Annotated in this window: 11 protein-coding genes; 4 read left to right on the plus strand and 7 right to left on the minus strand. The window is 74.1% G+C overall.

Going from position 1 to position 12,135, the window contains the following annotated elements; genetic code table 11:
* Positions 1–249: 249 nt before the first annotated feature.
* The gene (locus ACZ45Z_RS06750; RefSeq protein ID WP_468357130.1) at positions 250–1,494 is read right to left on the minus strand and encodes a 50S ribosomal protein L11 methyltransferase; all 1,245 of its coding nucleotides are present in this window, start codon (positions 1,492–1,494) and stop codon (positions 250–252) included.
* 337 nt (positions 1,495–1,831) lie between these two features.
* Between ACZ45Z_RS06750 and ACZ45Z_RS06755 the strand changes: the two genes are divergently transcribed.
* Entirely contained in the window at positions 1,832–2,737 is a 906-nt protein-coding gene (locus tag ACZ45Z_RS06755; protein ID WP_468357133.1) for a universal stress protein, read from the plus strand.
* A gap of 67 nt (positions 2,738–2,804) precedes the next feature.
* Here ACZ45Z_RS06755 and ACZ45Z_RS06760 read toward each other — a convergent pair whose 3' ends face one another.
* Positions 2,805–3,419: a DedA family protein gene (locus tag ACZ45Z_RS06760; RefSeq protein WP_468357136.1), complete on the minus strand. Its 615-nt coding sequence runs from the start codon at positions 3,417–3,419 to the stop codon at positions 2,805–2,807.
* A gap of 345 nt (positions 3,420–3,764) precedes the next feature.
* On the opposite strand from ACZ45Z_RS06760, the gene ACZ45Z_RS06765 reads away from it, so the two are divergent.
* Positions 3,765–4,472: a superoxide dismutase family protein gene (locus ACZ45Z_RS06765; protein ID WP_468357139.1), complete on the plus strand. Its 708-nt coding sequence runs from the start codon at positions 3,765–3,767 to the stop codon at positions 4,470–4,472.
* 97 nt (positions 4,473–4,569) lie between these two features.
* Here ACZ45Z_RS06765 and ACZ45Z_RS06770 read toward each other — a convergent pair whose 3' ends face one another.
* The 3 genes from ACZ45Z_RS06770 to ACZ45Z_RS06780 all read right to left on the minus strand — a co-directional run bounded on the left by ACZ45Z_RS06770 (position 4,570) and on the right by ACZ45Z_RS06780 (position 8,281).
* On the minus strand, positions 4,570–5,034 hold the full coding sequence (locus ACZ45Z_RS06770; protein ID WP_468357142.1) for a DoxX family protein: 465 nt from the start codon (positions 5,032–5,034) through the stop codon (positions 4,570–4,572).
* Positions 5,035–5,113: 79 nt separating this feature from the next.
* Positions 5,114–7,267: an FAD/NAD(P)-binding protein gene (locus ACZ45Z_RS06775; protein ID WP_468357144.1), complete on the minus strand. Its 2,154-nt coding sequence runs from the start codon at positions 7,265–7,267 to the stop codon at positions 5,114–5,116.
* A 369-nt stretch (positions 7,268–7,636) separates the two neighbouring features.
* Entirely contained in the window at positions 7,637–8,281 is a 645-nt protein-coding gene (locus ACZ45Z_RS06780; RefSeq protein ID WP_468357147.1) for an HNH endonuclease family protein, read from the minus strand.
* Positions 8,282–8,477: 196 nt separating this feature from the next.
* Between ACZ45Z_RS06780 and ACZ45Z_RS06785 the strand changes: the two genes are divergently transcribed.
* Complete coding sequence (locus tag ACZ45Z_RS06785; protein ID WP_468357150.1) at positions 8,478–9,236, plus strand: ABC transporter permease; 759 nt, start codon at positions 8,478–8,480, stop codon at positions 9,234–9,236.
* A 248-nt stretch (positions 9,237–9,484) separates the two neighbouring features.
* Positions 9,485–10,066, plus strand: coding sequence for a TMEM165/GDT1 family protein (locus ACZ45Z_RS06790; protein ID WP_468357153.1), 582 nt, complete (start codon positions 9,485–9,487; stop codon positions 10,064–10,066).
* A gap of 15 nt (positions 10,067–10,081) precedes the next feature.
* On the opposite strand, the gene ACZ45Z_RS06795 is transcribed toward ACZ45Z_RS06790, so the two are convergent.
* Together ACZ45Z_RS06795 and ACZ45Z_RS06800 are read right to left on the minus strand one after the other, a co-directional pair.
* On the minus strand, positions 10,082–10,744 hold the full coding sequence (locus ACZ45Z_RS06795; RefSeq protein ID WP_468357156.1) for an HAD-IA family hydrolase: 663 nt from the start codon (positions 10,742–10,744) through the stop codon (positions 10,082–10,084).
* 218 nt (positions 10,745–10,962) lie between these two features.
* Complete coding sequence (locus ACZ45Z_RS06800; RefSeq protein WP_468357159.1) at positions 10,963–11,937, minus strand: peptidoglycan-binding domain-containing protein; 975 nt, start codon at positions 11,935–11,937, stop codon at positions 10,963–10,965.
* Between the last annotated feature and the right edge of the window lie 198 nt (positions 11,938–12,135).

The raw sequence follows: 12,135 nt of genomic DNA on the forward strand, positions 1-12,135 counted from the left end.
GTGCCCGACCGGGGCGGGGTGACCTTGTCGAGCCGGGGGGCTTGTCGCGGCTGTCGGCGAACAAAGTCAGGTGGCGGCCTGCATGTCCGGCACGTCGGCGCCCCGATGCGCGGGGAGCTCGATGTGCCGGGAGCCCGGATGCGCCGGCTTCTCGGCATTACCCGGCGTCCCGGAAGACCGGCATCCCGGTATACCGGCGTCCCGACATACCGGCGTCCCGATGTGCCGGAACGTCGGCGCATCGGGAGGTCAGCCGGTGGTGCCCAGGCGCCAGAGGGAGGTGGTTTCGGCGGCGCGGGCGACGTGGAGGGGGTCGGTGGTGTCGCGGGCGCGTGGGTGGCGTGGGGTGATGTCGAGCCGCTCCAGGACTGTGAGGCCGGCGTCCGTGAAGGCCGTCAGCAGGGCTTCGTGCGGGCGCAGTCCGAGGTGTTCGGCCAGGTCGGAGAGGATCAGCCAGCCCTCGCCGCCCGGTGTCAGGTGGTCCGCCAGGCCGCTCAGGAAGCCGTGCAGCATCCGGTTGCCCGGGTCGTACACCGCGTGTTCCACGGGTGAGGTCGGCTTGGCAGGGACCCACGGCGGGTTGCACACGATCAGGGGGGCGCGGCCGGCCGGGAAAAGGTCCGCCTCGACGACCTCCACCTGCTCGGCGACGCCCAGGCGTTCGGTGTTCTCGCGGGCGCACGCCAGCGCGCGCGGGTCCTGGTCGGTGGCCACGATCCGTCGCACACCGCGGCGCGCGAGCACCACGGCCAGTACGCCGGTTCCGGTGCCGATGTCGAACGCCAGCTCCTGGGAAGGCAGCGGCGCCTCGGCGACCAGGTCGACGTATTCGCCACGAGCCGGCGAGAACACGCCATAGTGCGGATGGATGCGGTCGCCGCCCAGAGCCGGGATCTCGACGCCCTTCTTGCGCCATTCGTTGGCGCCGATGAGGGCGAGCAGTTCGCGGAGGGAGACGACGTAGGCGGTGTCCGAGGCGTCCGGGGAGGCGGCGCCACCCGAGGCCCCTGGGGCGTTCGAGGCGTCCGTGGCCGCGCCCGTGGCCGCGTCGGTGGGCTCGTCCGTGGGTGCGGTGGAGGCGGCCGGCGGGGGGCCGTAGGCCCGGGTGCATGCCTCGCGGACGTCGGGGGCGCGGTGCAGCGGGGCGGCGTAGGTGGCGTCGAGGGGGACCAGCAGCATGCCCAGGATGCGGGCGCGGTGGTTCTGGGCGGCGCGGTGCACGTGGAACGCCTGGGTGACGTCGGCGGGTGGCGCCTTGCGCGGGCGGCGGTCGATGCGCCGGGCCATCGCGGTCAGCAGTTGGCGGGCGTTGTGGAAATCGCCGCGCCACAGCAGGGCGGTGCCCTCGCAGGCCAGCTTGTAGGCGTCGTCGGCCTTCGTCCGGTCGTCCGCGATGACGATCCGGCGGGGCGGCGGGGCGCCGTTCTCGGAGTGCCAACGGGCGGACCGGGCCCGGTCGGCTTCGGTCCATTCGACGACCGGCGGAGAGTTCACCGAAATGTGCCTCGCGTTAGTGGTTCGCACCCTTTTCGCACCCTTCTTGCCGGGCGCCGCCGCGGAGGGTTGTCCGACTGGTTGTCCGACGGCCCGGGGAGCGCGTCGGCGGCGGCCCGCAAGGGCGATGGGACGGGGTGATGACGGTCGACTCTACTCCGTGCCGGGGCGGGTCTACTCCGTGCCGGGGCGGGCCCTCGTCCGTGCCGGGGCGGCCCTCGCCGTGTTGCCACCGGGCCCGTACGGGACCTTCGTCCCCTGTCGCCCCCGGCCCGGGCGGGAGCACGATGGACGCAACCGTGCAAAAACATGCACGGTGGGTCGTATGGAGGCGCGTATGGACACCCAGCCGGTCATTGTCGCGGTGGACGGGTCCCCGGACAGTGAGCGGGCGTTGCGTTGGGCGGCTCGCGCGGCACGATTGCGGTCGGCGCCCCTCCAGGTGGTGCACGTGTGGCCGTACGTCACCGCGGCCCGGGCGGCCGCCGCCGAGGCGGGCACCGGCGATCCCGTACTGGACTCGCTGCGCGCGCATCCCGTCATCGACGGCCTGCCCGATGTCGAGTTCCGGGGTCTGAGCGGTCTGACCGACACGATGCTGCCCGCGCTCGGCGACGAGGCACGGCTGGTCGTCTTGGGCTCGCGCGGCCGTGGCGGCTTCGCGAGCCTGCTGCTCGGCTCCAACGGCATGGCGTGCGCCGCCCAGTCGGCCTGCCCGGTCGTGATCGTGCCGCGTCCCGACCGTACGGGGACGGAGCGTGGCCCGGACGGTGAGAGAGCGCACCCGGCCGTGCGGCAGGTGACGCTCGGGGTGGACGCGACCTCCGAGGAACCGGACGCGATCGGCTTCGCGTTCGCCGAGGCGAGTCGGACGGGAGCCCGGCTCAAGGTCGTCTCCGGCTACACCTGGCCGCTGATCATTCCGCCCGCGTTCGAGTTCGTCGCGGCGTACGAGACCTCGCAGCAGGAGTACGAGGACGCGCTCGGCACGCAGCTCGTGGACGCGCTCGCGCCGCACCGCGCCCGTCATCCGGAGATCGACGTCGACGTGGAACTGCGGCACGCGGACGCCGCCGGGCAGTTGGTGGAGGCGTCCAAGGCCAGTGATCTCGTCGTGGTCGCCCGGCACCGCCGCCGGCTGCCCGTCGGCCGCCGGCTCGGATCGGTCGCGCACGCCGTACTGCTGCACGCCGTCTGCCCGATCGCGGTCGTGCCGGAGGCGGAGCGGGCGGACGGGAGCTAGGCCGGACGTCTGCTGACGAACGGGCAGGTCAGGCGGCCGGGCGCCATGGGCGGGTGGCCGGCCGCGCTCAGTGGGCGGTGCGGCGTTCCGGGCGGCGCATCAGGAAGGCGGCGGCCGATCCGGCGGCGAAGAGGGCGATGACGGAGAGGGCGGTGCTCACCCAGGAGGTGCCGAGCCACTGGCCGCCGAAGTAGCCGAGGCTGACGCTGTACGCGGCCCAGGTGAAGCCGGCCAGCGCGGACCAGGGGAGGAACTCGCGGACCGTACGGTGTGCGACGCCGGCGCCCAGGCTGACCACCGAGCGCCCGGCGGGCGCGAAGCGGGCCAGGACGACGATGCCGCCGCCCCCTCGGACGAGCGCCGCGCCGAGTCGTTTCTGGGCGGCGACCAGGCGGCGGGAGCGGCCGATGGCCCGGTCGAACCGGTCGCCGCCGCGCCAGGCCAGCCGGTAGGCGACCATGTCGCCCAGTACGGAGGCGGTGGCCGCGCACAGCACCAGGGAGAACAGCTCGGCGACATGCGCCCCGCCGTGGACGGAGGCCGTCATCCCCACAGCGTCGACCGCGTCCGCCGCGGTCCGCGTGCCGGCGGCCGTGGTGGCCGCGGCGATCACCAGGACCCCGCTCGGCAGGATCGGGACGAAGACGTCGAGGACGACCGAGAGGCTGACGATCACGTACACCCAGGGGGTCCCACTGAGGGACCCCAGGCTTTCCACCAACGTCGTACTCCCGTCCGGACCCCGCCGCGACGTCGCTGGGGGCGGCAGGGGCGGCTCTACAGCCATACAGCGTACGCCTGGGCCCACCGGCCGAATGGACTGGGGCGGAATGTGTTGCACGTGTCACGAATCGGGCGGGATCGCGCGCACGCCGCCGTGGGGTGGAAGTGACGTGGGGCGGACCGCGTCATGGCGTCCGCGGTCTTCACCCTTGTGTCCGGCGCGGCGCGGCGGACGACGGGGAACAGATCGGTGGAGTCGAGTGGCGCCTGCCGTCCCGTGGGTGCCGCAACGAAGGAGCGGGCGATGGTGGCAGGGCGCGAGGTGGCAGGGCGCGTGGTGCGGGTGGTGGTGCCGGTGACGGCCGGGGTGCTGGTGACGGCCGGAGCGCTGGGCGTGTCCATGCCCGCGGCGGCGTCCGCACCCGCAGCGATGACGGTGGCCGGGGCGGTGGCCGGGGCGGCGCCCGTGGCGGCGGGGAGCGCGGTGCGCCCGGTCTGGCTGCACGCGCAGGGCCGGTTCTCGCCGCCCGGCGCGTTCCTGCCGTCCGAGGCGGTGACTTACGACCGCGAGGCGGTGCCGGCGGGCGCCCGGATCACCGTCACCGAGATCGCCTCGAACGCGTCCACGCTGGTGGGCCTGAAGACGGGCGGGCTGCGGCCCGGCCGCACCTATGGCGCGCATGTGCACACCGGGCCGTGCGGGGCGCGGCCGGACGACTCGGGGCCGCACTACCAGCACCGTAAGGACCCGCACCAGCCGTCCACCGACCCGGCCTACGCCCACCCGAAGAACGAGGTGTGGCTGGACTTCACCACCGACCGGACGGGCAACGGTGTCGCCGTGTCGCGGCAGCGCTGGCGGTTCCGTCCCGGGGAGGCGCGGTCCGTCGTCCTCCATGCGCACCGGACGGCGACCCATGCCGGCGCGGCGGGCACCGCCGGCGACCGGGTGGCCTGCTTCACCGTGCCGTTCGAGCGGCCGGGCTGGCACCGCGAGCCGGCCGCCTCCTGACAGGCCGAAAACGCCTCGGCCCGTACGGCGGGTGTGCCGTACGGGCCGGGGAAGCGGTGCGAAGAACGCCGGGGCTGCGGGCGCCCGGGCGCCTCGGTCAGGCGGCGCTGGGCTCGCGCTCGGCCGCCGGGGCCTGCGCGGACTGCCGGGCGCCGAAGAAGAGGCGGTCGAGCGACCAGACGCCGGGGCCGGTGAAGACGAGGAGCAGGAAGGCCCAGCAGTAGATGGCGGAGGCTTCGCCGCCGTTCTGGATCGGCATCAGGCCGCTGCCCTGGTGGCTGACGAAGTACGCGTAGGCCATCGAGCCGGAGCTGATGAACGCCGCGCTGCGGGTGCCCAGGCCGGTCATGACCAGGAGGCCGCCGACGAGCTGGATGACGGCGGCGTACCAGCCGGGCCAGGAGCCGGCCGGGACGGTCGCGCCGGTGCCCATCGCGCCGCCGAGGACGCCGAAGAGCGAGGCGGCGCCGTGGCAGGCGAAGAGCAGGCCGATCACGATGCGGAAGAGGGAGAGCACCTGCGGCGTCGATCTCTGGAGCAGCGTGTTCAGGGGAGCGGACATGGGGGAACTCCTGCGGTATCCGGGGACGAGAAGACCGATGACCCCCTAGGTTAGGGAAACCTAACCGATACTTGCAAGTTCAACCTCTGGTCAAAGGGACACTTGGGTCGGAAACCGCCGCCCCGACCGCCGCTGGGACCGCTGCCCCGGACGCGGTTCCGGCCGTTGAGCCGACTGTTGAACCGGCCGTTGGACCGCCCCTGGAAGCCTCCGTTGAAGCCTCCCGTGAACCGGCACCCGCCCCGACCGCCGCCCGGAGGGCCGCCCGCGCCACCGCGTCCGTATCGGCCAGCGTCACCGACCCCACGCCGGGACGCGCCCCCGCCGCCGTCACCCAGTGCACGCCTTCCGTGGGCACCCCGATCGCGAACCGCCGGGGATGGCACCGGCCGTCGGCCCCGATCAGGTGGTACGGGCTCGGCGAGACATCCAGCCCGCCGGTCTCGTAACCGTCCACCGTGTGCGGACGGGCCGCGCCCTCCGCCAGCAGCCGCCCGAGCAGCACGTCGCCGGTACGCCGCACATCCGGCTCCGGCAGCCGCGCCTCTATCAGGGCGGCCGCCGTCACCAAGGAGCCCGGGACGTCGGGCGAGTGGGCCGTGAAACCGGCCCCGTGGCCGTCCGGAGCGCCGAGCCGCACCGTCATCCGGGGACCGATCACCTCCAGCACGCCCGCCTCGATCAGGGCCGCCATCTCCTCTATGCGGCGGCGCGGCGGACCGATGGACAAGAAGGCGTTGAGCGGGGTGTACCAGCGGTCCAGATGGTCCCGCCGCGACGCGCCCGCGAGTCCGCCGTGGTCGACGATCTGCCGCAGCTCGTTGCGCAGATCGCGCAGCACGTCCAGCGCCGCCTTGACCGGGCCCGCGACGTTGTCCTGCCGGGCGTGCGCCACGTCCTGCCGCAGGTGGGCGAGCAGCCAGTCCCGGAAGGCGGTCCGGTCGGCGAAGCGGTGATCGGCGTGCGGGCGGGAGATCCGCTCCCAGTCCCACCGGTCGGCGCGCGCGAGGGCGAACGCGTCGAGGACGGCGGCCTCCTGCGGGCTGCCGTGCGCGGCGGCGAGGAAGCGGTCGCGAAACCGCTCCCGAGTCGTCCCGTGCGACCGCTCCCGAGTCGTGCCGGGTGAGGGCTCCCGGGGCGTCCCGTCCGAGGGCTCCTGGGCCGTCCCGGGAGACGGTGCCCGGCCGTCCGCCGCCGGGCCCGCGTCCCGAGCCGTCTCCCGGGCGGCGAGCAGCGCCTCGTAATAGACCGTCTCCACCTCCTTGGCCACCAGCGGCCACACCTCCGCCAGGAAGTCGGGCAGATCGCCGGAGTCGGCGCGCTTGCGGAACGCGGCTATCACGTCCGGCGTCAGCAGCAGCGGCAGATGGCGGCCGTGCGGGCCCTTCGCGTTGTCGCCGCGCGCGTGGTACGGGATGCCGCGCCGGGAGCCCGCGTACAGCCGGGGTTCGTGCCCGGAGGGCAGATACGTCAGGGTGCCGTCCGCGTCGCGCCGGAAGCGGCCGCCCCGGGCCGTGGTCAGCAAGGCCATGTGATCGAAGAAGTTCAGGCCCAGACCGCGCAGCAGCACCGGGCGGCCCGGCGGGAGCGAGGTGAGGTCGGCGGCCAGGTCGGCGGGGTTGGCGGGCGGCAGATAGCGCAGGCCGTGGCCGGCGGCGTAGTCGGCGAAGCGGCGCTGCTCCTGGTCGGGCGTCGTCGGCAGATGCCCCTGGGCGAGGACCACGGCTCCCAGTCCGTGCAGCGTCCGGCCGTCGTCCAGGGTGAGCGACTGGGTGCCGTCGGGCGCCTCCGTCAGCCGCACCGCGCGGGCGGGATGCGACACGACGCGCACCTCCTGGGGGGCGGTGCGCACGGTGTGGTCGAAGACCCACTCCAGATAGCGGCCGTACAGCGCCCGCCCCGGGTAGTCGTCCGGGCCGACGTCGCAGCCCTCCCACGCGTACAGGCTCGGCCCCGGGCGGACCGGGCCCGCGCAGTCGACGCTGTCGTCGGTGAACAGCGTGACCTGGGACGCCACGGTGTTCATCAGCAGCTCGGACGGCTGGGCGGTACGCCACACCTGGCCGGCGCCCGGCGGCGCCGGATCGATGACGTGCACGGTCAGCCGGGCGCCGGGGGCCAGTTCGGCGGCCGAGGCGCAGATCCGTTCCAGAACGCTCGTCCCGCGCGGCCCCGCGCCGACGACGGCGATGGCGGGCTGGGCGCGGCGGGCGGCGGTGTGGTCGGCGGCCAAGAGGGGCTCTCCCTGGGGCGGCGATGGCCGGCGCGTGAGGACGCGGTCATCAGGGGGGATCGGGCGGCGGGCGAACGTGTGCACCATCATCACCGCCCGACCCCTCCGCGCAGCACCCGGGGAGGCAGAGAAATCGGCCACATCCGGCGGCCGGCCGCCGGTCGGGGGACGGCCGCCGGGCACCGAAGCTCCTGCATCACCGCATTCCCCGGCAACCGGCGCACCGGCCGTCATCCCGCACTGGACCGGAACATTCCGGTCACCGGGGCGAACCTTCGGGACCTTCGGCCACCGGACCGGGGCGGCCGGTCACCACCGACCGGAACATCCAGTCCTCACCCCAGCACTGGGCGGCCGTTTCGCCGCCGCTCAGCAGCCATCGAGGATCTTCTTCAGCGCGGCCTTCTCGGCGGAGTCCGCCGTCATGCCGTACTCGTGCTTGACCCACACCCACATCCGGGCGTACTCGCAGTGGTACGCGGCCTTCGGCGGCAGCCACTTGGCCGGGTCCTTGTCGCCCTTCTCCTGGTTGACGTTGTCGGTGACGGCGATCAGTTGCGAGTGCGTCAGGTCGTTGGCCAGCTCCTGGCGGCGCTCGGTGGTCCACTGCGCGGCGCCCGACTTCCACGCCTCCGACAGGGGGATCACGTGGTCGATGTCCAGGTCGGCGGGCTGTGTCCAGGTGGCGTCGTCGTAGGCCGAGACCCACTTGCCGCTCACCGCCGCGCAACTGCCGTCCTGCTGGACGTCCGTGCCGTCCCGCTTGAGCACGACCTCGCGGGTGTTGCAGTTGTGGCCCTGGTCGCTCCAGTGCGGGAACTTGTCGCGGCTGTAGCCGTCCTGCGGGCCCTCGGCCTGCTCCTTGATCTCCGCCAGGTACGTCCGGGCGGTGGCCGTGTCCGGCGGGCTGGGGGGTGCGGCCTGGGCGGACTGGCCGCTCAGCGTCAGAGTGCAGACGAGGGCGGCGGCGGAGCCGGCGGCGAGGGAAACGCGACGCGCGTAGATGTGGGACATCAAAACTCCCTTGATGTGGGGGGAAGTTGAGCTGGCGGAGGCCCATGGTGGCGATGTGGGGTTTCCACCGGATGGGCTCCAGGTAACAGAGTGACGACATGCTCACGTCAGTTCAAGGGGCTGACGGCACGCCATATGTGTGGCACGGCACTCTGGTTGGGCCGCTCCCGCGCACGCTCCCCCCTACAGTGAGCGGGTGCTCCTGCCGGTCAACGCCACCCTCGGGATCGTCCTCGTCGTCCTGCTGGCCGCCGCCATGGCCGTCGCCGCGCTCGCGCACCTCGGTCACGCCCGGGCCCTCGCGGTCGCCGGTCTGCGCGCGGCCGCCCAACTCACCGCCGTCTCCTACCTCATCGGCTGGGTCGTCGGCGCGGTCCCGTGGCTGGTGTGTTTCCTCGTTCTGATGTTCGCGGTGGCGGCGCGCACCGCCGGCCGCCGGATCACCGGCAACCGCACCTGGTGGTGGGCCGCCGTCCCGATCGCCGCGGGCGTCGCCCCCGTCGTCGGCCTGCTGCTCCTGACCGGCCTGGTGCCGCCGCGCGGCCTGACGCTCGTCCCCGTCGCCGGCATCCTGATCGGCGGGGCGCTGACCGCCACGGTGCTGGGCGGCCGGCGGGCGCTGGACGAGTTGGACACGCGGCGCGGCGAGGTGGAGGCGGGCCTCGCGCTCGGCCTGCTCGACCGTGACGCGCGGATGGAGGTGGCGCGCCCGGCCGCGGCGGACGCCCTGCTGCCGGGGCTCGACCAGACCCGGACGGTGGGGTTGGTCACCCTCCCCGGCGCCTTCGTCGGGATGCTGCTGGGCGGCGCCTCGCCCGTCCAGGCCGGTGCGGTCCAGCTCTTCGTGCTGGTCGCGCTGCTGGCGGTGCAGGCGGTGGCGTGCGCGGTGGTGCTGGAGCTGGTCGCGTGCGGACGGCTGCACCGCGTACCCTTGACGCCAGCAGAAGGGGAGTAGCTCTTCGCCGGACCGTCGACATACTGCTCACCCGTCGCCCGACCACCGCTTCAGGTGGAGCGCCCCGCGCGCAGGACGACGTGGGGGCCGGCGCCCGGGGGCCTGCCATCACCGCGGTGCGTGTCATCGCCGCGATCGTGGATGCGGGCCAGCGAGACCTTCGGCCGCAGTGTTCGACGCTGCCGTGCCGAAGCGATCCCTCTTCCGGGCTTTTCGGTGCGGCCCGACCGATCGAGGTATCCAGCCCCGTGTTCAGCTTCACCGTCGCAGCCGTTGTCTTCGGCGTCGTCTTCCTCGCCGAGCTGCCCGACAAGACCGCCTTGGCCGGCCTGATGCTCGGTACCCGCTACCGCGCCTCCTACGTCTTCGCCGGGGTCGCCGCCGCCTTCCTGGTCCACGTCGCGCTCGCCATCGCCGCGGGCAGTGTGCTCACCCTGCTCCCGCACCGCCTCGTACAGGCGGTGGTCGGGGTGCTCTTCCTGGGCGGCGCGGCCGTCCTGCTGTTCAAGAAGGACGACGGGGACGAGGAGGTCGGCAAGCCCGCCGACCAGAGCTTCTGGAAGGTCTCCGGGGCGGGCTTCATGATGATCCTGGTCGCCGAGTTCGGCGATCTGACGCAGATCATGACGGCCAACCTCGCCGCCCGGTACGACGACCCGGTCTCGGTGGGCATCGGCGCCGTCCTGGCGCTGTGGGCGGTGGCGGCCCTGGGCATCCTGGGGGGCCGCACCCTGATGAAGTACGTCCCGCTCAAGCTCATCACCAAGGTCGCGGCGGGCGTGATGGTGCTGCTGGCGGGCCTGAGCCTGTACGAGGCGATCGCGGGCTGAGGCGGCGCGCGGGAGTCAGACGGCGATGTGCAGGGCGATCGTGCCGTCGGCCAGCGCCTCGACGCGGATCTGGGTGAGGTCGCGGACGTGGGCGGTCGGCGCGCACGCGGCGGCGCGGTCACCGACTCCGACGACGCGCATCCCCGCGGCCCGGCCGGCCGCGATACCGGCCTCGGAGTCCTCGAACACGACGCAGTCGGCGAGGGAGTGGCCCAGTTCGGCGGCGCCCTTGAGGAAGCCCTCCGGGTCCGGCTTGCTGGCGCTCACGTTCTCCGCGGTGATCCGCACGGACGGCATCGCCAGCCCGGCCGCGCGCATCCGGGCGTCGCACAACGGCGCGTCGGCGGAGGTCACCAGGGCGTGCGGGAGGCCGGCCAGGGCCGCCATGAAGGCGGGTGCGCCGGGGACGGGTATGACGCCGTCGGTGTCGGCGGTCTCCTCCGCCAGCATCCGGCGGTTGTCCGCCAGGTTGAGCTCCATCGGACGGTCCGGCAGCAGCGCGGCCATCGTCGCCCAGCCCTGCCGGCCGTGCACCACCTTCAGGACGTCGTCCGCGGGCAGGCCCTGGGCGGCCGCCCAGCGGCGCCAGCAGCGCTCGACGACGGCCTCCGAGTTCACGATCGTGCTGTCCATGTCCAGCAGCAGGGCGCGAGCGGTGAGCGTGGTGGTGGCCGTCATCGGCGGGCTCCTGTGCGCTACGGGTGGAGGGAAGGGGCGCAAGCGGCAAGGCGCGTGAACGCGGGAACGCGGAAAGAAGACAAGGCGGTCCCGCCCACTGGTCAGGGGGCGTGGGCGGAACCACTTTGTTTCTACACGATACAAAACGGGGTGGGGTGCCGACAAGGCGGCCCCGTACAGGCGCGCCCTGTACGGGGTGCGGGGCCGGCCGTACGGGGCTATGGCTCGTGGGTCCGCGACTCCAACGAGGCGCGGGTCGCCGCTCCGTAGACGCCGTCGTCGTCGCCCCGCACTCCGTAGGTGAGCTGGTAGCGCGACACCGCCTCGCGCACGTCCGCGTCGTAACGGCCGTCCGCGTCGTCCGGGTAGAGCCCGAGCTGTCGCAGCCGGTCCTGCAACTCCGCCACCTCGGGTCCGGCGGATCCCTCGCGCAACACGATGGGGCCGGTGGGCGGGGCGCTGGGGCGGTGGCTGGTCGGGGCGGCCGTGACACTGCCCGAGGCGCGGGTCGGCTCGGGCGGCGGGGGCGCCGGGGCCGTCGGGGAGCGGTCCGGCGCGGCGGTGCCGTCGGGAGCCGCGCGGGTGGCGGCCTCGTGTGAGGGCGGGCGGCCGGGGCTCGGGCTGCCGGTGTCGCCGCGGGTGGGGCGGGTGTCGCCGTGGGTGGGGAAGGCAGCGGTGGGGGCGACCGTGCCGCGGTCGGGCGGCCCCGCACGGTCGACGTCCCCGCCGGACAGCGCGTCGGCCCCGATCAGCACCGCCGCGGCGGCCACGGCCGCTCCGGTGGCCGCCAGCAGGGCCGGTAACGCGCGTGGGCGGCGAGCGGGGGACGGCGGCGCGGGCGCCGGGACGGCCTCCGGGGCGGCGGCCTCCGGGGCGGCGGCGGGGACGGCTTCCACGACGGCTTCCGACGCGGCCGACTCCGGGGCGGTGCGGGTTCCGGAGGCGGTGAACGTCCTGGAAGCCGGGCCCAGGAAACGCGGCGGCGGCCCGGAGGAGGGGGGAGGATCGGCCTCCCACCCCGGCTGCTCATCGGGCTCCCCGTCCTCCTCCCCGTCCTCCTCCGCCTCGGGTAATGACACGTACGGGCGTATCCGGAGCGGATCGAAGTCGTCGGCGCCGACGGCCGCGCACAGGCACGTCGGGCGGCCGTCGCCCCGTAAGGGTGCGAAGCAGTGCGGGCATGTCGTCGCCATGGTCGGTGGTTCCTCCCTGGAGGCCACGGAACGGCAGCGATTATCCAGAGCCCGGCCCGGCTCGCACAGGTACTCGGGGATATCCACCCGAGGTCCCCCCGAAGGCCACCGGACGTCCCCCGACGCCCCGCAGGCAGGCCCCCGACGTCCCCCGGCGTTCCCCGGAGTTTTCCCCGGTCTTCGCCGACGGCCCTCGGA

This window comes from Streptomyces sp. NPDC031210, assembly GCF_055570395.1.

Excerpts from the sequence above, each read along its gene's own strand:
- ACZ45Z_RS06770 (WP_468357142.1), bottom strand. The coding sequence starts at position 5,034 with ATGTCCGCTCCCCTGAACACGCTGCTCCAGAGATCGACGCCGCAGGTG.
- ACZ45Z_RS06795 (WP_468357156.1), bottom strand. The coding sequence starts at position 10,744 with ATGACGGCCACCACCACGCTCACCGCTCGCGCCCTGCTGCTGGACATG.
- ACZ45Z_RS06780 (WP_468357147.1), bottom strand. The coding sequence starts at position 8,281 with ATGTCCCACATCTACGCGCGTCGCGTTTCCCTCGCCGCCGGCTCCGCC.
- ACZ45Z_RS06800 (WP_468357159.1), bottom strand. The coding sequence starts at position 11,937 with ATGGCGACGACATGCCCGCACTGCTTCGCACCCTTACGGGGCGACGGC.
- ACZ45Z_RS06755 (WP_468357133.1), top strand. The coding sequence starts at position 1,832 with ATGGACACCCAGCCGGTCATTGTCGCGGTGGACGGGTCCCCGGACAGT.
- ACZ45Z_RS06765 (WP_468357139.1), top strand. The coding sequence starts at position 3,765 with ATGGTGGCAGGGCGCGAGGTGGCAGGGCGCGTGGTGCGGGTGGTGGTG.